General features: G+C 49.8%; 16 protein-coding genes. 5 read left to right on the top strand and 11 right to left on the bottom strand.

Going from position 1 to position 21,187, the window contains the following annotated elements; all coding sequences use genetic code 11:
• Positions 1-71: 71 nt before the first annotated feature.
• The 5 genes from K0H60_RS03430 to K0H60_RS03410 form a co-directional block, all read right to left on the bottom strand.
• Positions 72-350, bottom strand: coding sequence for a peptidylprolyl isomerase (locus K0H60_RS03430; RefSeq protein WP_011627235.1), 279 nt, complete (start codon positions 348-350; stop codon positions 72-74).
• Positions 351-428: 78 nt separating this feature from the next.
• On the bottom strand, positions 429-2,723 hold the full coding sequence (gene mrcB / locus K0H60_RS03425; RefSeq protein ID WP_220057282.1) for a penicillin-binding protein 1B: 2,295 nt from the start codon (positions 2,721-2,723) through the stop codon (positions 429-431).
• 78 nt (positions 2,724-2,801) lie between these two features.
• The gene (hrpB, locus tag K0H60_RS03420; RefSeq protein ID WP_220057281.1) at positions 2,802-5,309 is read right to left on the bottom strand and encodes an ATP-dependent helicase HrpB; all 2,508 of its coding nucleotides are present in this window, start codon (positions 5,307-5,309) and stop codon (positions 2,802-2,804) included.
• Between the two features lie 169 nt (positions 5,310-5,478).
• Positions 5,479-7,485, bottom strand: a complete 2,007-nt coding sequence (locus tag K0H60_RS03415; RefSeq protein WP_220057280.1) for a TonB-dependent copper receptor — start codon at positions 7,483-7,485, stop codon at positions 5,479-5,481.
• Positions 7,486-7,688: 203 nt separating this feature from the next.
• On the bottom strand, positions 7,689-9,878 hold the full coding sequence (locus K0H60_RS03410) for a putative bifunctional diguanylate cyclase/phosphodiesterase (RefSeq protein ID WP_220057279.1): 2,190 nt from the start codon (positions 9,876-9,878) through the stop codon (positions 7,689-7,691).
• 172 nt (positions 9,879-10,050) lie between these two features.
• On the opposite strand from K0H60_RS03410, the gene thpR reads away from it, so the two are divergent.
• Positions 10,051-10,623: an RNA 2',3'-cyclic phosphodiesterase gene (gene thpR, locus K0H60_RS03405; protein ID WP_220057278.1), complete on the top strand. Its 573-nt coding sequence runs from the start codon at positions 10,051-10,053 to the stop codon at positions 10,621-10,623.
• Between the two features lie 132 nt (positions 10,624-10,755).
• Here thpR and K0H60_RS03400 read toward each other — a convergent pair whose 3' ends face one another.
• Positions 10,756-11,535 carry a tetratricopeptide repeat protein gene (locus K0H60_RS03400; protein WP_220054630.1) on the bottom strand — a complete coding sequence of 260 codons (780 nt, stop codon included), beginning with the start codon at positions 11,533-11,535 and terminating at the stop codon, positions 10,756-10,758.
• A gap of 422 nt (positions 11,536-11,957) precedes the next feature.
• Between K0H60_RS03400 and crp the strand changes: the two genes are divergently transcribed.
• From crp to K0H60_RS03380, 4 genes are all read left to right on the top strand, one after another.
• A complete protein-coding gene (crp, locus tag K0H60_RS03395) occupies positions 11,958-12,593 on the top strand; it encodes a cAMP-activated global transcriptional regulator CRP (protein ID WP_011070954.1) in 636 nt (211 codons plus the stop codon).
• Between the two features lie 82 nt (positions 12,594-12,675).
• Entirely contained in the window at positions 12,676-13,023 is a 348-nt protein-coding gene (locus K0H60_RS03390) for a PepSY domain-containing protein (RefSeq protein WP_011621417.1), read from the top strand.
• Entirely contained in the window at positions 13,004-13,678 is a 675-nt protein-coding gene (locus K0H60_RS03385) for a response regulator transcription factor (protein ID WP_220057277.1), read from the top strand. Before K0H60_RS03390 ends, K0H60_RS03385 begins: the two co-directional genes overlap by 20 nt.
• Entirely contained in the window at positions 13,675-15,003 is a 1,329-nt protein-coding gene (locus tag K0H60_RS03380; RefSeq protein ID WP_220057276.1) for an ATP-binding protein, read from the top strand. The genes K0H60_RS03385 and K0H60_RS03380 overlap by 4 nt, the downstream gene beginning before the upstream one ends.
• A gap of 125 nt (positions 15,004-15,128) precedes the next feature.
• Here K0H60_RS03380 and K0H60_RS03375 read toward each other — a convergent pair whose 3' ends face one another.
• The 5 genes from K0H60_RS03375 to K0H60_RS03355 form a co-directional block, all read right to left on the bottom strand.
• Positions 15,129-15,932 carry a DUF1338 domain-containing protein gene (locus tag K0H60_RS03375; protein ID WP_220057275.1) on the bottom strand — a complete coding sequence of 268 codons (804 nt, stop codon included), beginning with the start codon at positions 15,930-15,932 and terminating at the stop codon, positions 15,129-15,131.
• Positions 15,933-16,096: 164 nt separating this feature from the next.
• The gene (gene astD / locus K0H60_RS03370; protein ID WP_220057274.1) at positions 16,097-17,560 is read right to left on the bottom strand and encodes a succinylglutamate-semialdehyde dehydrogenase; all 1,464 of its coding nucleotides are present in this window, start codon (positions 17,558-17,560) and stop codon (positions 16,097-16,099) included.
• Between the two features lie 9 nt (positions 17,561-17,569).
• A complete protein-coding gene (astA, locus tag K0H60_RS03365; RefSeq protein WP_220057273.1) occupies positions 17,570-18,589 on the bottom strand; it encodes an arginine N-succinyltransferase in 1,020 nt (339 codons plus the stop codon).
• Between the two features lie 127 nt (positions 18,590-18,716).
• Positions 18,717-19,934, bottom strand: coding sequence for an aspartate aminotransferase family protein (locus K0H60_RS03360; RefSeq protein WP_220057272.1), 1,218 nt, complete (start codon positions 19,932-19,934; stop codon positions 18,717-18,719).
• A gap of 308 nt (positions 19,935-20,242) precedes the next feature.
• Entirely contained in the window at positions 20,243-21,154 is a 912-nt protein-coding gene (locus K0H60_RS03355) for an alpha/beta hydrolase (protein ID WP_220057271.1), read from the bottom strand.
• Positions 21,155-21,187: the final 33 nt, after the last annotated feature.

The raw sequence follows: 21,187 nt of genomic DNA, 5'->3' as shown, positions 1-21,187 counted from the left end.
TTTAGATTGGTGTTTAGATGCAGCTTAATGCGTCGATAGGTCAGCTTATTGACTCAATTAACGCAACCTGTTTAAGTGCGATACAACACCTTCACCACATGCCAGCCAAATTTGGTTTTAACGAGATGTGGCACTAATAACTCACCAGAAAAAGCGACTTTATCGAACTGCGGCACCATTTGCCCACGCTTGAATTCACCGAGATCACCGCCCTTTTTCGCCGACGGACATGAGGAATAGCGCTTGGCTAACGCGCCAAAATTCGCGCCTTTATTCAATTGCTTAATAATATCTTCCGCCTGCTCTTTGTGTTTAACAAGGATATGCACTGCGGCTGCGGTTTTATACATCTGGTACTCTCTTTTATCAAAGACAGCGGTGCCATCTTGCCGCACCGCCGTTATCGCTTTACCTATCAAGAATAAGTATTACTGACCTAAAATCTTCTGCCACCACTGCAACGGCTCGCCGCAGTTTTTCGCAGGGTTATAGGTGCCACGCAGGGCGGGTAATGCTTCGGTATTGCGGCATCCCGCCTCCTTAGCTTCACCGGTATCACGGTCAAAATAACCTTGGATCACGCCCGTTGGCGGAATCGAGCGCAGCCCAATAGGTGGACGTTCCTTCAAGAAGGCCTGATACACCGCCATGGCACCACTGCTACCGTAAAGAGTCGTCTTACCGTTATCGTCGCGTCCGACCCAAATCGCCGCGACGTTACGCTCGTCAAAACCGGCGAACCAAGAGTCGCGACTATCGTTACTGGTACCGGTTTTACCCGCTAGTGCAACGCCTGGGAAGGCATTACCTAAACGCGTTGCCGTACCCGAGCGCACCACTTGCTGCATAGCATATTGCACCAGGAAATCAGTATCTGGCGCGATAGCTTGCTCCTTCGGTGAGCGGGTCACAGGTAATGGCTGATTGTGACTGTCGAGCACCGCCGTCACTGTTGTGAGTTTACGATAGGCACCATAATCGGCCAGCGTCTGATAAACCTGCGCCACCATTAGAGGCGAGCCATTCACGGCGCCCAGTAGCATAGACGGATATTCGTTAAGTGGCTCTTGCCAGCCCGACTTAGCCAGCGTAGTTGCCACCGCATCCACACCCACGGCAATCCCTAGGTTCACCGTAGGTACGTTCATCGACTTTTTAAGCGCCGTTAATAACGAGACTTGACCGCTAAACTTCTTATCGAAGTTCTGCGGTGACCAGGTTTTGCCCTGCTCATTCTTTAGGGTAATAGGCTGATCTTTAAGTGGCGAAGCCAAGGTGAATTGGCTATTCGGCGCCAATGCGGTCGCATATACAAATGGCTTGATGAGCGAGCCTATAGGTCTGCGGATCTCAACCGCGCGGTTATAGCCGTCAAAGCCTGGCGTCTTATCGCCCACCATAGCCGCGATACCGCCAGTGTATTTATCGGTGACCACCATACCAATCTGCAATGACTTATTGCCTTTATCTAAGCTCTTAAAGGTTTGAGTCACGGCGATTTCGGCGACTTCCTGCGCCATTGGATCGAGTGTGGTGTAAATCTTCACCCCAGATTGTTTTAATAATTCGTCACCATAGCGCTCGTTAAGCTCTTGTTTAACCAAGGCATAAAACGCAGGTAGCTTTTGATGCACTGGTTTATTGGCATTACGCAAGCCTAAGGGCGACTCTACCGCAACCTTGTATTGCGCGGTAGTCAGCTCACCCGACTCCATCAAGAGACGCAGCACTAAATCGCGACGCTCTTGGCTGCGCTCAGGATAACGCCAAGGGTTGTAATAGGAAGGTCCCTTAATCGCGGCCACTAAAAACGCTTGCTGCGCCGTGGTTAGCTCGCCGATCGGACGACCAAAATAGAACTGTGAAGCCAAGCCCATCCCATGCACGGCGCGAGATTTATCTTGCCCCATATACACTTCGTTGAGGTAGGCCTCGAGGATTTCTTCCTTGCTGTAACGAAAATCGATAATCACCGCCATTAAGGCTTCGCGAATTTTACGCAGCAAAGAGCGCTCGCTGGAGAGGAAGAAGTTTTTCGCCAACTGCTGGGTCAGTGTCGAGCCGCCCTGTACAGTACGACCCGCGCTGATATTCACAAAAGCCGCGCGCAGAATCGCGAAGGGATTGACCCCATGATGCTCGTAAAAACTGCGGTCTTCCACCAGCAGCAAGGCTTTTACGATCGCCTTGGGCATTTCTTCTGTGGGGACAAACAATCTGTCTTCGCCATCACCCGCTATAATGCGGTCGAGCAAGACGGGTTCTAAATGGAACACCGCCAACTGGCGCTTATCTGACATACGCGCAATCGAGCTGATCCCATCGCTGTCGAAGCTAATCATCACCCGTTGCTCAGCTTGATCGCCCTCGGGATGTAAGAAGGGGCGACGCCATAATTCGATTTTGGTGCTGGATGCCGAAAACTCACCCACTTCGCGGGGATTGGCGACCTTGCGATAACCTAAGAGTTTGAGTTCGGCCATTAACTGTGGATGACTCACGGCAGCGCCGGGATATAAGGCCATCGAGCGACTAAATACCTGCGCGGGTAAGTGCCATTTTTGCCCCTCAAACTTGCGGGCAATAATTTGATCGAGGTAAATACTGTAGAAAGTCACAACGGCTAGCCCGATTAAGGCGAGCTTCCAAGTGAGCGACCAAATTTGCCCAAACAGGCCACGGCTGCGCTTCGCTTTCGCTTTTTTTGTCGTCTTAGTTGTCATATCTACTTCATCATTTATGCGTTAACGGCATCAGTCACAGGCACAACACTGAGGTTGTAAATCAAAGCAGTCTAAAGGCTATGACTGAGATAAACCTAAGGTTTTCTTCTTGGTAAATTTTGTGGGCTGGGTATTGGCAGGATCGTCCGGCCACAGGTGTTTAGGATAACGCCCACGCATTTCTTTTTTCACTTCCACATAGGGCCCTTGCCAAAAACTGGCGAGATCCGCCGTCAGCGCCAAGGGGCGCTGCGCCGGTGACAGCAATTCCATCGTCACCTTAAGCTTGCCTTGGGCCAGTAGCGGGCAGTCTGCCATGCCAAAGGTTTCTTGCAAACGTACCCGCAGCAAGGCTCGCCCCGAGGCATCGTACAATATCGGCGCCGAAGTCCCCGTGGCTAACGGCCATGAGGTGGGCAACAGTGCATCGAGCGCCTGTTGCTGTGACCAAGTTAATTGGTTTACCAGCAAACTAAAGCAATCGAGTTTTTGTAATTGCGGCAGATTATTCACATTTTCAAGGTAGGGCGCCAGCCATGTTTCAAGGTTTGCCAGCAGTGCGGTATCGCTCATCTCCGGCCAATCGGCATTCGGATCTAAATCATTCGCTAACTTTAACCTCGCTTGAAACTGCGCTAAGTTATCGTGCCAATTGAGGATTTGTAACCCCTGCTGGCGAATGTAACTCAGTAATGCCGCTACAATTTGGCCGCGATTCGGATTAGCAATCGTCTCGGATTTCAGCAATATCTGCCCGACTTTCATTTGACGTTCAGCCACAGCGCGGCCTTTAGTTTCATCCCAGCCACATTGGTCATGGCGCTCCACCAGCTCGGCCAATTCCTTATCGAACAGACTTGGCGATAATGGACTGGCGAGATAAATCCGCCCGGCATTCTTGCCTTCGGTTTCTTGAAAATCCGCCACCACCAGCCAAGGCGTTTGCGCTAAAGCATCTTCGGCGCTAAGCACCACACCCGTACCATTAGCCAATTGATAGCCCTCAACGCCACGGGATTTGGCAATGCGGTCGGGATAAGCCAGCGCCAACAGCAAACCGACATCCTGATGATGGGCATGGGAGGCGATGGCTACTAAATCGGCCTGAGAGAATTGCTTATCGAGCGCCAGCTTTTTAAGCCATTGTTTGGCCTGCTGCCCCGCACTGCCTTGGGTGGCAAAGTGCAGGTAATTCATGATATCGGCGCCTTTTCGTGGCAATCCCCGCGCCTCTAAAATCCCCGCCAGTAAACAGGCTAAGACTGCCAGTTGATGTTCATCGCGGGATTTGGCCACTAATAACATATGGGCGAGGCGCGGATGGCACCCCAGCTCATAGGCCGCTTTGCCATGCGCAGTCAGCTTGTTTTGTTCATCGACCATGCCTAAACGCTGAAGCAATTGCCAAGCTAATGCCTCGTTCACTGTCGGCGGCACAGTCAATAACAGTAAGTCGCTGAAGGATTTCGCGCCCCAGTAAGCACAGTCATGAGCCATGGCGACTAAGTCGGCTTGGCTGATTTCGGGCTCATCGGCCTTGAGCAGACGCTGATGCTCCTCTTGGCCCCATAAACGGATACACTCGCCCGCCGCCAAACGCCCCGCACGGCCTGCACGCTGGGTTGCCGAGGCTTGGCTGATGCGCTTAAGGCTTAAACGCGTGACGCCGGTTTTAGGATTAAAGCTGGCTTGGCGTTTATAACCGCTGTCGATAACTAGGCCAATGCCTTCGATAGTCAGGCTAGACTCGGCCACGTTGGTGGAAAGCACTATCTTGCGCCTGCTGCTGTCGGCCTTTATCGCCTTATCCTGTTCCTGCGCCGATAGCTCGCCATAGAGTGGGCACACGGCTACGCGACTGCTATCGAGGCGCTCTTCTAGATACTGCGCCACTCTAAGGATTTCAGCCTTACCTGGCAAAAACACCAAAATATCCTGCGGACCGTTATCACTGAGTGACGTTGCGGCATCGAGCACAACGCGGCTTAAATGATCGAGCCAATGCTGCTGCCCTGCAACCGGGCGATAGCGAATTTCGACCGGGAAACTGCGTCCCTCACTCTGTAGCAGTACGGCATCGGGCATCAACTCGGCTAATGAGAGGCCAGATAAGGTTGCCGACATGGCGAGGATTTTTAAGTCATCCCGCAGTGAACTTTGCACTTCGAGCGCCAAGGCTAAACCCAGATCTGTGGTCAAATGCCGCTCGTGGATCTCGTCGAAAATGATCATCTCGATGCCTGTTAATTCAGGATCTTGCTGGATCATTCGAGTTAAAACCCCTTCGGTGACAATCTCAAGCCGAGTCTCACCGCTAACCTTTGACTCGCCGCGCACGCGATAACCTACCTCTTGCCCCACCGTCTGTTGCCGACAACTGGCAATAAATTGCGCCACGCTACGGGCAGCCACACGCCTAGGTTCCAGCATTAAAATCCGCCCCGAAATCTCAGGCCAATCCAGCATGGCTAAGGGCAATGCAGTCGATTTACCCGCACCCGTTGGCGCTTCGAGGATCACTTGCGCATGTTTCGCAAAGGCATCGCGCAGGGATGGCAATAAGGAATGAATGGGTAGATTGTTCAATGCAACAGTATCAACAGGGAAAAATGATGGGGCAGTTTAACATAGGCCTCAGGCAGTGTCCCTCCTGAGGCCTTAGCTTTGACACGTCGCAGTTTGGCATTGCCTTGCTAAAAATAGCATCGCCCCGACAGCAAGGCTCTCGGGGCGGCAATAGTACAAATAAGCCCAGTTAGAACTGATAGGTCAGCTTAGCCCACAAATTACGGCCCGGCTCGTTGACCCTAAACATGGCCTCACTGCCGGGCAAATCGTTCCCCGTGCCAGCCTTACTCACATGCTCGGCGTAGGTTGCATCAAACAGGTTTTCGATACCCAAAATTAAGGATAAATCCTTGTTGTATGACCAAGATGCATTAAGCGCCAGTGTACCAAAACCGCTGCTCGGGCCTAAATCTTGGCCCACGATGTTGCCATGGCCTAAGGTGTAACGATCCTGTGATGCAACCAGCCGCCACTGCGCCGCCATTGTCCAAGCTTGCCATTGATAGTTAATGGTTAATCTGGCCTCTAACGGCGATATTTGCCCAAGCGCGACCTTGTCGGTGTCGTTTTCACCATGGGTATAACTTACGGTGAGTTGGCTAGACCATTGCTCATTTAGCGCATAATCTAGGCTGGCCTCACCACCGTAGAGACTAGCATCGATATTACGGGCAAGGGTGGTTGAGCCGCTGGAATCAATCAGAATATAGTCCGCAATCTCACCATAGAAGAGTGACACCGAAGCCTCGACAGGCCCCTGATAAATCCAACCTATATCGAACTGATTGGTGGTTTCCGCTTTAAGGTCAAAGGCTTTTTGTGCGGGGTTATCGGCGCTAGCCTTCATAATCTCCCAGTAATCCGGCATCCGCTGCGCCGAGCCAAAGCCTGCGTAGTATTGATGCTGCGCGGTTTGAAACTCATAACGCAGGTATCCACTGAAGAGGGTATCGTCCCGCTCACCCTGCTGAGCAATCAAAAGCTCGCTATTCCAATCGTCAAGCCTCAATCCTGCGTGCAAACTACTGCGCCCAAACTCACCCTCTTCAAAACGATAGCGCGACTCGGCAAACAGACCATAGTTTTGATAGCGCATATCCTCTTTAAAAGGTTTATTGAGTAAGTCGTTTAGCCCGACATCACCCGCAGCCATGCTGCGGCCATCGTGTTTGCTCGACATATAATCCAGCCCAAGAGTGACATCCAGAGCATCGAGTGGCGCTAACTCAAACCACAAATGGCCACCGTCGGTCATCCGCCGCACATTGGCGCCCGAATTAACCCCTTCATCGAACCTATCCATAATGTGGTCGTTTTTATTGCTAAAGGCTTGTAACTCGACTGCGGCCAACCAGCTCGACTCAAACTCGTGTTGTAGCAGTAACGCCGCATCACGGTTATCGATTTGACGTGCCTTGTTTAACCTGTCGGCATATTCGGCTTCGCCGCTCGATTCACCATAGGCCAACTCAAGAACCGTGCGCTCTGTCGGTGTCCACCCCAAGGCGAGGTTCGCGTTTTGACGATCGTAACTCGATTGCACTTTATTGCCATTACCGTCTTCATAATGGTCACTACTGGATTGATTCATATCGAAATCAAGATAGTAATTCTTGTCTCCGGCACTCAGCTCCACCATGGCATCTCGTCTATCGAAACTGCCGCCCGTCGCGCTGGCTCGTCCTTCAAGATCCGCTTGGTTAAAGCGATGGCGGTTTTTCTCAAACAAAATCGTGCCCGCGCTGCCGACGGGACCGTACTTCACGGTTTGCGGCCCTTTGATCACAGTTATCTGATCGTAGCTTTCGGGATAAATATAGTTTGTCGGTGGGTCCATACGCCCACCACAGGCGCCATACACATGCTGACCATCATCGACTATGTTTAAACGCGAACCGCCCAGCCCCCGAAACATAGGATCGCCACCTGAGCCGCCTTTGCGAGTGATATTAAATCCGGGGATAGAACGTAAAAATCCCGAGCCATCGTAGGCCGGCAATGGCAAACGGTTCTGTTTCGGATCGCTCACAAGATGAACGGGCTGGCGCATTACATCGCCGGAAACCCGCAGATAATCCTGACATTTTTTATCTTCACCACAATCGCTCGCCTCAGCAGACCAAGCCAATTGAGGTACAGCGGTGCCGAGCACTCCCGCTAAAATAACGGCTAATTTGATAGGTTGATACAGCACGATATTCCCCTACATATTGTTTTTAATGATTTTTGTGGGGGTATTGTTGTTACTCGCGAAGGAAGCGCAATCAAAACTCGGCTGGGCGCGACAATCTGTCGCAGCCCAAATTGCGTGGGGTCACAATCGGATTAATATTGATAAATTAATCACTTATAGATTAAGAGTTGCGGATTTTAAAAAATTGCCTATCGAAAATATGACTAATCCAGCATCCAAGGCCTAGCGAGTCCTGAGGTCAGGCTCAGCAGCGGCGCGGGCTTATTGATGGCATAGCCCTGCGCATAATCCACGCCTAAGCTTTTCAACTTTAATGCGATTTCTTTTGATTCAACAAACTCTGCCACCACATCGAAGCCCATATCTTGCCCTAACTGACAAATGGCTTTGATGATGGCTTGGTCAGCCTCATCCTCGCACAGGTTAATCACGAACTGACCATCAATTTTGACATAATCCACGTTCAAGCGTTTAAGGTAGGCAAAGCTTGAGAAGCCCGCGCCAAAGTCATCCAGCGCCAGTTGGCAGTTTAACGGCCGCAGCACTTCAATCAGTTTAGTGGCTTGATCTAATTGGCTCACTGCTGCGGTTTCGGTGATCTCGATGCAGAGCTTGTCCACCAGCTCAGGTTCGGTCATCAAGCGCATTTCGAGCCAATTCATAAACTCGCTGTCACCTAACGAGGTCGCCGACAGGTTGACCGAGACCAACTCCAGCTGTTGCCAAATATCCAAATGGCTACTGCCCCACTTCAGCAGATTATCTATCACCCATAAGTCGACCTTAGCCGCCAAGTTGTAACGCTCCGCCGCAGGGAGAAAGATCGCCGGAGAAACAATAGTGCCATTGGCCTGCACCATCCGCAGCAGCACCTCTAAATGCAGGCCGGACTCTTCGCGATTGAGCGGGGCAATGCTTTGGAAATAAAGCTCAAATTGATTGAGTGCGAGGGCGCTGACGATATCGACCGACGCCATCATCTCAGTATAGAGGCGAGTCATTTTAGGATCTTTGGCACTATACAAGTGCCAGCCGTTGCGGCCCTTATCCTTCGCAAGACGACAGGCCGCATCGGCCTGACTCATTACCGTATAAATATCCGTTGCGGACTTTTCGAGCTTAGCGATCCCCATGCTGACACTGACATTGTGGCAACGGTTTTCCCAAATAAACTCGTGGGTTGCTAACTGAGTGCAGATCCGATTCGCGATATGCTGCGCCGAATCCACATTGCAATAATGCATTAAAATCCCAAACTCATCGCCGCCCAAGCGCGCGACAATATCGCCCTTACGCACCAGTTGTTTAAGACGTAATGCTAACTGACACAATAGCTTATCACCGGCCTGATGGCCGCTCACATTATTGATCACCTGAAACTGGTCTACATCGATAAAGGCCACGCAGGTGGGCATATCATCTTTGGTTTGCAGCAGGTTTTCGAGCAAGGCCTCAAAATGCAGCCGATTAGGCAACCCAGTCAAGGCATCATAATTCGCATGGAAGGACAGCTCATCGGCGAGGCGATATTTTTCACTGACATCTTCGGCAATCATCACTAGGGTGTCTTTATTGCCGTGGATTTGGCTAAAGCTCAGCCTCAGCCAATCTAGCTGTTGATTCGATTTTAGGGGTAACTCACACCAGGCTTGCCCCAATACGCCTTCGCGCACCATGTGCAGCGTGTCGGTGAGCATGGCATGCTCCTCTTCGCGCACCATGCTAAATAAATCGTATCCATGCTGCACAGGCAGGGTTTGCAACGCCACTTTGTTCAGCATGGTCAGTTGGTTCTGTTTATCGAGCAAGGCGCAGGCTAAAGGCAGCTGATTAAAGACTTCGCGGTATCTGTGCTCACTGGCCAGCATATCGTGGGCGATACGGGTGAGTTCCATCGCCGAACCAATCATCACCGCCGCATGTTGAAATTCCTGAATAAACTCCTCGCTCCACTCGCAGCATTCGGAGCAATTGACCGCGCCGAGGGCAATACGGGTTTCGCCAAATACCACAGGCGGTAACACCAATAGGCTTTTAACGTTCCAATCCCGCAGTAATGCCCGCTCCGCTTGGGCCTCCGCAGGCAAGGTATCGACATCGGGCAGATTCAGCAGCGTAGGAGTTCTGACCAAGGAGCGAAAAAACGGCATACGCGCCAATGGCCAGACTCGCGTCTGTTGGCCCTGACTAAATTGCGGTTTTAAGTACAAATTGCGGGTACGCAGATGATCTAAGGCTAAACTGCCCGTCAGCACAAATACCCCATCACAGTGGAGTTGTAATGTGATAGCTTCTAAGGCTTGATCAACATTTTGCTCTAGGGTTTCTAGTGGCGTTTCGCTAAAAATCGTCACTAATGCCTGTTGGAGTGGATTTGCTAAACCATCTGACATGAAAAGGGATTTCCTTACCTACAAGTCCATTTAAGGTATTATTTCTACACTTCCCGCGATGAATCTCAAGTCGTCTAAAGTCTATCATTAACCATTACAGCGGGAATTTCTGTAATACCAAACAAAAGCATAGCTTATGTTTGGCGTTTGAGTAGGTGATGGGGATAAACAGGTGTTACAACGACTCTTCCTTGGATTTGCCCCCACGAGCATACAGCGGCAACAACTGCTGCAATTACAGCAAAGCTTAAGGTCGCAGTTAGCGCCTAATGCCAAAGCTGTGACGCAAAACAATTTGCACTTAACCCTCGCCTTTTTAGGGCTCGCCAATCCAACTCAAGTGGCACTGTTGCTCGACAGCGTCGAGAAGCTGGCTAAACCCCAATTTAGCGTCACGCTGGATAGCATCGCCGTGTGGCCTAAGGCGCAGGTCTGTTGTTTAAAGGGCGATAGCATAAGTCCTGAGTTGGCTTTACTCGCATCCCAAGCGCAAGATTTAGCACAGAAGTTGCAATTACATCTCAGTGAGCATCCATTTCGGCCCCATATCAGCTTGTTTAGAAAGGCAAAACCGTCAGGCATCTTGGCGAGTGAGCTAACGCTCAAGGAGTTCGTACAGCAGAAAGTCATCCAAGCTTCGATGCTTGAACTCACGCTAGCACCCGAGCAGCTGCATTTGTATCTTTCCACCAATGGCGGACGCGGCGTGGAATATCAGATCTTACATTCTTGGCCGCTCGCATAAGCCCAATCCGCTCACGCGAATAAGCATTGCGCCAGAAGCAATCCGCAAAAATAATCCGTAAAAGCAATCCATAAAAACAATCAGCCCGAGCATGGCTCGGGCTGATAACAATACAAGCAACCACAGACGAAGTTAATCGAGTAAACGCAAAGTCTCACGGTAGGCGCGCTTTTGCTCATAGCTGTGCAGGCGCTGCTGAAACTCATCGGTCTTGGTGGCTTCGGCCGTCATCTTTAAGGCGGCTATCGCTTTTTGCTGGGTCGATACCGCGGCGCCAAAATCACCGACTTCGGCATAGGCGGCCGCCAAGTTATCAAGGTTAGTAGGGTCGTTCTCGTTCACTTTCAGCAGCTGCAAGGATAACTCGAGCGCTTTATTACCGTCGCGATATTCGGCTTCGGGGCAAGTCGCTAAAATCCACGCCACATTGCCAAGGGCAATATCATCCCCAACGCGAGTAAATTGCTCTACGGCTTTACCGCAGTTACGCGCAATGCCATCGCCACCCGAGGCATAAATAAAGCCTAACCGGAACTGCGCCCAGCGATTACCGCGCTCCCCCATGTCCTTATACCAACGTTCGGCCACAGCTAAGTCACGCTTCACTAATTGCCCTTCAAAGGAGAGATCAGCTAAGGTTTGCTGCGCCTTTTCGTGTTGCTGTTCGGCGGCAAGGGTCATCCAATGTAATCCGGTCGGCACTTCTTGCTGTACGTAACGTCCAGAGAGAAACATCAACCCCAGTAAAAATTGCGCGTCGGCATCGCCCTGCTCTGCCTGCACTTGAATGTGCACAAATTTACTCGCCGCAACTTCATTGGCTGGTTGTGGAATAGAAAATGCGTGCGCGGCAGCACTCATCCCTAGGGATAAAGTGAATCCGGCGCCTAAAACCCATTGTCTGTATTTCACCTGGTAACCTCTTTACGAAAAACAACCGCGCCCTCAAGTTAGCCTGAATTATTCCCATAAGTCGAGCCTAAATCGGCGTAATCGAACCTATATTAAATAGAAATAACCCTTAAGGGGCCGCAATTATCCCATTCCTTTGATTCATTAGTCGCAATTGAGGTTATTTTCTTCGCAAAAAACCTTAAAAGCCTTTATAAGATGTGATTAACTCTACAGAGTTAAGTGAATCCAGTGAGTTTGGCACCGATTTAGTTGACTAATATCACTAAAGTAGCAAAATAAGCTCTAATTTTAGGTGGTTAATTGCATTTATTCACTCATTCTAAACTAAGAGGTGTATCAAGTTTTTATGAGTGTAATTGACGTAAAATGCTTATTTAGAATATTCTTACTTTCGTTTTAATCAATCGAGGAACATCGACATGGCTCTGATTGGTAAGCCAAAACCGGACCCAACTTTGGAATGGTTTTTATCACACTGTCACATTCATAAGTATCCCGCTAAAAGCACCTTGATCCATGCTGGTGAAGACTCTGATACCCTTTATTACATCGTAAAAGGTTCTGTAGCGGTATTGATTAAAGATGAAGAAGGTAAGGAGATGATCCTTTCTTATCTTAATCAAGGCGACTTTATCGGTGAGTTAGGATTGTTCGAAGAACAAGCTGAACGTACTGCTTGGGTTCGTGCGAAACAAGCATGTGAAATTGCTGAAATCTCTTATAAGAAGTTCAAGCAATTAATCCAAGTTAACCCCGAAATTCTGATGAAGCTATCGGCTCAAATGGCGTATCGCCTACAAAGCACTAGCCAGAAAGTGGGTAATTTAGCGTTCCTCGATGTGGCTGGCCGTATTGCCCAGACATTGTTGCACTTAGCTAAGCAACCCGATGCCATGACTCACCCAGACGGCATGCAAATTAAGATCACTCGCCAAGAAATTGGTCAGATCGTCGGTTGCTCCCGCGAAACTGTGGGTCGTATCTTAAAGATGCTTGAAGAGCAGAATTTGATCCAAGCACACGGTAAAACCATTGTGGTATATGGTACCCGTTAAGATAGACTTCAGCTTGATTTAAGCCTGTTTCATTAAAGTGGCCTAGCATAAAATCTAGGCCATTTTTTATTGGGGAGCATAAATGAAACGGCTGTTTTTTATCTGTTTTTTCAGTCTGTTTACGCTGGTGCATCCAACAATAATTCACGCCGAACCGATTGAATTAGAACATTATCAAGCCAAGGCTTTAGTCAATTCCGGGCAAATTTTATCCCTCAATGGCACCCTTGCCGTGGTGAATCAATTTTGCCAAGGCGAACTAATTGACGCCCATCTCTATCAAGAAGATCATAAATGGCGCTATGATTTACAAATCAAAGTGCAACGCGGCCAAATAGTGAATCTGAGTATTGATGCCACCAATGGTCAGCTCGAACACTCCACCGCACTACCGAGCGAATGTCGAAAACATGAAACTGCTACTCGTTGAAGATAATCCGATGTTGGTCTCCGAACTGGAGAAACAACTCAAACAGGCTGGCTACGTTACCGATATTACTGACAAAGCAGTTGAAGCCGATTACCTCGTTAAAGAAACCCAATACGACTGCGTGATCTTAGACATTGGCCTCCCCGACGGCAATGGACTGGAATTACTCGAAGGTTGGCGTAACCAAGGCATTAGCACACCGGTTATCATGCTGACCGCCCGCAGCCAATGGCATGAAAAGGTCGAAGGCTTTAATGCCGGCGCCGATGATTATTTAGGTAAACCCTTCCATGCTCAGGAATTATTAGCGCGTATCCAGGCGCTTATCCACCGCGCGCATGGCCGATTAAATAATCCGAGTAAACAGTTGAGCTATGGTGGCGTCACCTTAGATGAAGCCGAGCAGACTGTAAGCGTTGGCGAGCATTTGTATGAGTTGACCGCCATGGAGTTCAGGCTGTTAAAAATCTTCCTCATGTCGCCTAAGAAACTGTTATCTAAGGCACAACTGACGGACAAGCTCTATCAGTTTGACGATGAGAAAGAGAGTAACGTGGTTGAAGTTTACGTGACTCACCTGCGTAAAAAACTCGGCAAAACCGCGATTGAAACCCGCCGCGGCCAAGGTTATATCTTCCACGGCCTGACTGTATGATCTCCATTCGCACTAAGCTCAGTTTATGGTTAACGGGCTTATTAGTGTTAGGCACAGTGATTGGACTCATATTGTTTGAGTCCATGCTGCGCCAAGCGTTTCACGACTCCATTATCAACCGCTTAGAAGAAGATCTTGAGCACATCATGTTGGCGACCCATATCAACAATGGGGAGATCCATATCGATCAGAGCCAACTGTCGAGCTTCTATCGCCCTGCCTATTCGGGGCGTTATTTCCAGCTCAACCTGCCCAATGAAGTGATCCGCTCCCGCTCCCTATGGGACATGCAGCTCGATATCGAACCTTTAGCGCCAAACCAGACCCGCGTATGGCAAGCAAAAGGGCCGAAAAACAATGATATGCAGCTATTATCCCTAGGGTTAAACTCCAGCAGCGCCAATGTCACCGCGACACTTACAGTAGCGCAGGATTTGAGTATCGGCCGGCGCGTGTTTAGTGAGGTCTATGGCACTAAGCTTGGGATTAACCTCGCCATGTTGGTGGCTATGATCGCGGGGATCTTCTTGATCCTGCGTCAATCCTTTAAACCAGTAAAACAGATCCAACATGCGCTCTCCCGCCTACAAGAAGGCGAGATTAACGCCTTAGAGCTGAATAACATTCCGCCCGAAGTGCAACCACTGGCGAAGACCTACAATGAGTTATTGGAATACACCGCCAAGCAAATTGAGCGTAGTCGCAACAACTTAGGCAACTTAAGCCATGGGCTAAAAACCCCACTGGCGGTGATGCAACAACAGGTTGAAGCCTTGGGGCTTAAAGATCCCGATACCGCCATGGCGCTGCAACAGCAGCTCGACGCTATCCATAAAATGGTCGAACGTAAACTTGCTGCGGCGCGGATCACCGGTGATATGTTACCTGCCGCCCAGTTAGTGGTACCGAGGGATCTTCACAGCCTCGCCAATACCCTCAACAAAGTGCATAGAAGCAAAAGCATCGACTGCAACTTTGAGCTTGACCCTAGTATCCAGCGCCTGCCCATCCATAGGGAAGATGGTATGGAGCTCTTAGGGAATCTGCTCGATAACGCCTTTAAATGGGCGAGCAGCCAAGTCACGGTTAAACTGTGGAAGGAACAGAACAAGCTCTGCCTCAGCATAGATGATGATGGTCCAGGTGTTGCAGACGACGAACTCGATAAACTCACCCAAAGGGGTACGCGACTCGATGAATCTGTGATGGGCCATGGTCTAGGGTTATCGATAGTGAAAGAAATTGCCGAGCAATACGGCATTGAGCTTAAGTTTAAGCACAGCAGCCACTTATCAGGCCTCAGTATTGAACTGGTCTTTAGCTAACGAGTGCTTAGCGAACGAGTGTTAAGCTAACTATTTGCTCTGAGTGTTGCTCTAGTGCTACTAATAAAAACGCCATCTATCGATGGCGTTTTTGTTTAAGATGAGTCAACAACTACCTTAATTCATTAGGCCTTTTTCGCGTTTGTGCTCTCAAAAATCTTATCGGCTGATGCGGCCACGAAACCCGTGTACAGCTCACCATTCGCCTTGGGATAACGCAGGGCAAATTCATAGAAGCAGCTTGGAATCTCAACCGTTGCATCGCTAAATGCCACAGCGATTTTATCGGCCATGGTCGATGATTGCTCCAGTAACACCTCTGGCGAACCTTTGATCTCACCACCTGCACTATTCAGCACAAAGCCCGCTTGCTTAAGCGCATCGTTCACAGACTCTAATGTCTCGAAGCCCTCGAGGTGATTGATAGAGACTGTAAAATGATTAGCCCGGTAGCCAAAGGCCGCCACCCAAGCCGCATATTCGCTCTCTTCGAGCAGCGCCTCATAGGTCTTAGCATCCAGTGACCAATGGCGACCCGAATAGATAAAGTTATCCGCTTTTGTCGCCTCTTCATCCACTTGGGCAATCAAACCTTGGATGGTGCTTTGCAGTGATGGGCTAAATTCTTCCACCAATAACTCAGAAATAAACACCTTTGGCTGAGTCGCATCAGGGTGCTCAAAATGCTTAGCCACCAGTTTTTTCTGTTCAAACTTATAATCACCACAAGCCACATAACCTAAAGAGGTAAAGTGCTCGGCCAATACGGCTAAATTCACCTTAGCGATGTTAAAAGTACGCAGGGCGATATGGTCGTTGATAATTGGCTTGCCGTGACCGAGTAGCTCGTGCACCTTGGCCGCAGATGGGGTCATTTGAATATAGTCTTGCCAGAGGGCGGCAAATAACGCATTGATATCTGTGTGCATAAAAACTCCTTTTATTGTGCTGCGACTATAGTGCGTATTGTTTTGCCGCTCGCACTCAATGTAACGACCCTAGCCACTTGCTGCACAACGGCGCTCAGTAGCAGCCCAAGTAACGTTACTGCTTGTGATGAAAAAGGAAGAACCTAGGTTCTTCCTCAATGATGTCACTCTAAACTTAACCCTGGACTTAAACTTGCGGGTAAACTCACTGCATCCGCCTCAACGGAGGCAACGGGGTAAGCACAGTAGTCGGCGGCATAAAATGCACTCGCCCTGTGGTTACCCGAAGCGCCTACGCCACCAAAGGGGGCTGCGCCAGAAGCACCAGTGATCTGCTTGTTCCAGTTCACAATACCGGCACGAATGCGGGCGAGGAAATACTCATAATCATCACGGCTATCGGCCAAGATACCCGCAGACAAACCATAACGGGTTTGGTTAGCAAGCCTAATCGCCTGATCAAAATCGTTGTAGCGCACTAATTGCAGCAATGGTCCGAAGTATTCTTCATCGGGTAACTCGCCCACCGCAGTCACATCGATAAGCCCGGGTGAGACTAAGCCGGTGCCCGCTTGCAGGTGAGTGAGTTCAACCAGCGACACACCGCCTAAGTTCTGCAAGTTAGCCTGCGCCGCAACCATACCTTTCGCTGCGCCTTCGGAAATCATTGAGCCCATAAATGGCTGTGGCTGCGCGTTCCAAGGACCAACTTTAATCTGCTTCACCGCTTCAACCAGCTTGGCGACTAAGGCATCGCCCTGCTCGCCTTGCTCAACATAGAGCCTGCGGGCGCAGGTACAACGTTGGCCAGATGAAATATAGGCCGATTGCAGAATATCGTGCACCGCCGCTTTAATATCGGCGACGCCTTTAATAATCAGCGGGTTATTACCGCCCATTTCTAAGGCGAGGATCTTACCCGGATGACCCGCATATTGCTGATGCAACAGATGACCGGTGCGAGAGCTGCCGGTAAAGAACAGGCCGTCGAGTTGTGGGTGCGACGCCAGCGCCTTACCCGTGTCGACTTCACCTTGCACTAAGTTGATAACACCAGCGGGCAGACCCGCCTTTTCCCATAGAGAGACCATTAATTCAGCCACTTTAGGCGTCAATTCTGAAGGTTTAAACACCACGGTATTGCCCGCGAGCAGCGCTGGCACTATATGACCATTGGGTAAATGCCCAGGGAAGTTATAAGGCCCAAAAACAGCAACCACACCGTGGGGTTTATGGCGCAGTACCGCGCGCCCTGCTGGCGTATCATTGGCCTCTGTGCCAGTACGCTTATTGTAAGCCGTTGCCGACAGGCCAATCTTACCAATCATGGCCGCCGCTTCTGTCGCCGTTTCCCATTGAGGTTTACCGGTTTCCTGAGCGATCGTTTCGGCTAATTCGGCTTTGTTCGCTTCGAGTTGGCTGCGATAGGCTTCAACAATCTTTAAACGCGCATCAAAACCTAACATAAACCAATCGAACTGAGCTTCACGGGCGGCATCAACGGCGGCGTTGACTTGCTCGGCCGTTGCCGTTTGACCACGCCAAATGATTTCGCCATTTGCTGGGTTGCTAGAGGCCACATCATGACCCTTGCCAGCTTGCCACTGGCCTTTAATAAAATGTGTCATTTGCTATTCCTACATTGCCAAAATACGGATTTGATCGCCTTTTGCGAGTAACAAACCCTCGGCGAGTTCTGGACTAATTACCACCTGCTCAGTTTTGTCATCGACAGCAAGACAAGCAGAGGTCGCACGGTAATTGGCTAATTGAGTGTTAGAGACAATAAATTGCTTATCGGATTCAGGCATTTCACCAATATCCACGGTCAGCAGACGGCTTTCACGCACGGCGCGGATATCTGAGAGACGGCATTCCACCGTTGGACCGCCATCGAAAATATCCACATAACCACGGCATCTAAAGCCTTCGGCCTGCAGCAAACTCAAGGCAGGACGCGTATTGGTGTGCACTTCGCCAATCACTTTTTGCGCTTCTTCGGGCAGCAGGCAAACATACACTGGGTTACGGGGCATCATCTCCGCCATAAAGGCTTTTTTGCCTAGTCCCGACAGGTAATCCGCCTGAATAAAATCAATGCCTAAGAAGTTTTTCTGTAACCAGCAGTAGAAGGGAGAATTGCCAGCGGTGTCGCTCACGCCACGCATTTCGGCAATCACTGTCTCACCAAAGCGTTTAGCGTGCTGTGCCAAAAACAGAAAACGGCTGCGGGACAACATCCGGCCATTGTTCCCTTTGCGATAACCTTCGCGCAAAAACAGGGTACAAAGCTCGGCGGCGCCAGTGTAATCGTGGCACAGGGTTAAGGTTTCCACCTCGTTGCGAACTTCGATTTGCTCAGAATGGTAGACCTCGGTCCCGAGGCGATAGTGGTAGAAGGCATCTTCCATACCTACGGCGGCTTCGATGGCACAGGTACCGACCACTTCGCGGGTCGCGGTATCCTCAAGCACCATCAAATAGCCTTCATCGAAGGGCTTATCAATCACCTTAACGAATGAGGCTTCTGCGCGGGCAATTTTATGCCTCAGCAAATCGGCATTGACTGGCAATGAGGTAAAGCCATGGCCAGATTCTTCGGCGATTTGATATAGAGATTCAAAATCGCCTGCCTGAATAGGACGTATGATTAACATCTTAGTGTCTCCTCACTTAAGCTTGCTGTGCAACAAGGCGCCTATCTTGAAAAAGACAGGATGGATGCACGCAAGTATTCCCTGACAAAAAAGGAGTGCGAATAATATTCAGCACTCCTTTGGTCGCTTAGGCAGCAGCGATGCTCGCCACAGCACGCTCAAAACGTGCCAGGCCTTCTGCAATATCTGCCTCAGGGATCACCAGTGAAGGAGCAAAACGTACCACGTTAGCACCCGCCATCAGGCTCATTAAGCCTTCCGCAACAGACGCTACTAAAAAGTCACGTGAACGACCTTGGTACTGTTCGTTTAGAACCGCCCCTAACAGCAAGCCTTTACCGCGAATTTCAGAGAAAACATGATATTTTTCATTAATTTTGTTCAGACCATCGCGCAATAACTGCTCGCGATGTTTCACACCGTTCAAGACTTCTGGTGTGTTAACCACGTCTAATACTGCGTTACCGATAGCGCAAGCTAATGGGTTACCACCATAAGTAGAACCGTGAGTACCCACTTTCAGGTGCTCAGCAATTTCAGCGGTAGTCAACATAGCAGCGATAGGGAAACCGCCGCCTAGCGCTTTAGCCGTGGTCAGAATATCCGGCACTATGTCGGTGCCCATGTAAGCGTAGAGTTCACCAGTACGACCAACACCGGTTTGTACTTCGTCGAAAATCACCAGTGCATTGTGCTTGTCGGCCAGTTCGCGAACCGCTTTTAAGAATGCAGGATCGGCATCGATAATACCGCCCTCACCTTGCAGTGGCTCAAGCATAATGGCACAGGTTTTATCCGATACGGCCGCTTCTAATGCCGCAACATCGTTATAAGGTAAGTGGGTGATGCTTTGTGGTTTTGGACCAAAACCATCTGAATAAGCCGCTTGACCGCCAACGCTCACGGTGAAGAAAGTACGACCGTGGAAGGCTTTATCGAAGGCGATGATTTCATCTTTCTCTGCGCCGAATTTTTCTAAGGCGTAACGACGGGCCAATTTCAGTGCCGCTTCGTTCGCTTCGGCGCCAGAGTTAGCAAAATACACACGCTCAGCAAAAGTGCTGTTAACCAACTTAGTCGCAAGTTCAAGCGCTGGCTCGTTGGTCATCACGTTAGACAGGTGCCATAATTTTTCGCCTTGCGTTTTTAAGGCATTCACTAAGGCGGGATGACAGTGACCTAAGCAATTTACCGCGATACCGCCGGCAAAATCGATAAACTCGTTACCCTCTTGATCCCATACTCGGCTTCCTTCGCCACGTACAGGGATCACGGCAGCAGGCGCATAGTTAGGCACCATAACCGCATCAAACTGGGCACGATTCAACTTCATATCAACGCTCATTCTTCTTCATCCTTTGTTTAAATGTAACGGCCTCGGGAGCCGTCTGAGTCCCCAACGTATCTTTATCTTGAGTTAGTGATACAGGGTATGCTTGTGTCTATTAATAGCCATTATTAGCGAAATTGTGATCAAAATACCAGTTTTTCACAAACAACATTCGCCATGCTTTGGGTCAAAGTGCATAAAGATTGTAGTTTAGGAACTATACAAGCGTTTACGCCAGAGGCCTTTAGCATATTTAGTCAGAAAAAAAGTTATTTACCCCTATTTTTGCTAGCTATTCACTGAATATGAATAACTACACAATTTTAACGAATCAGCTGTGAAAGCACAAAATTTGCAATTTGTTCCCTCGCCTCAAGCGCTTCTGGCAACAGATGGAACAAAGGAAAAACATGGGGCATGTTGTGATAAAAACGCGATTCGACCGCGCCACCACAGGCCTTAATTTGCATAACCAGTCGTTCTGAGTCCTGTAAAAGCAACTCGCGCGTACCGGCAATCACTAAGAGTGGCGGCAAGTCAGCCAAGTTCCCCTGTAAAGGTGACACCCGTTCAGACATGGGATTCGCCCCAGCAAGATACGCGCCGCGCAGCCGCAAAAGCGACTCAATGGTAAAGAACGGGTCATCCGCGCCTAAAATCAGCTCGGTATCGCCGGTAATCGCTAAATCGAGTGCGGGTGACAACAACACACAGGCTTTAGGCATGGGCAGATGGCGCTTTTTCAGTTCGAGCAACAGACTTAAGGCTAAATTGCCGCCGGCAGAATCACCCATTAGCACCAGATTATCGCTGCCTTTCAACTCAATTAAGTGCAGATAAGCCTCAAGCACATCGTCACAGGGCGCGGGATACGGATGCTCCGGCGCTAAGCGATAATCCGGGATAAACGCATCGAGGCGACAACGCTCACTGATATCGGCCACCAGTCTTGCGTGGGCATGGGGAGTTTTAAAACAAAATCCGCCGCCACGAATGTAAAACAGATTACCCAAACGCGGCGTGTCATTGAGCAGCACATAATGCAACAGGGTGGAATGTTGTAAGGGAATCGAGGCGGTAACGAGTTTTTCGGGCCACGGCAGCCAGCGCTTATCCAGCTCTAATAAGCGTTGCCGCACTTGATTTAGGGGGAGTTTGGCCTTACCACGGCTGATAGAGGGACGCGCCACATAGGATAAAATAGTATTTAATACAGATGCTTGCCAGCTTGGCATTTCTCGTCCTCCACATCAGTGCCGCAATTGGAC

It is taken from the genome of Shewanella mangrovisoli (assembly GCF_019457635.1).
Classification (GTDB): domain Bacteria; phylum Pseudomonadota; class Gammaproteobacteria; order Enterobacterales; family Shewanellaceae; genus Shewanella; species Shewanella mangrovisoli.
The sequence above is the reverse complement of the archived record's forward strand: the minus strand, read 5'-3'. Positions and strand labels throughout refer to the sequence as shown.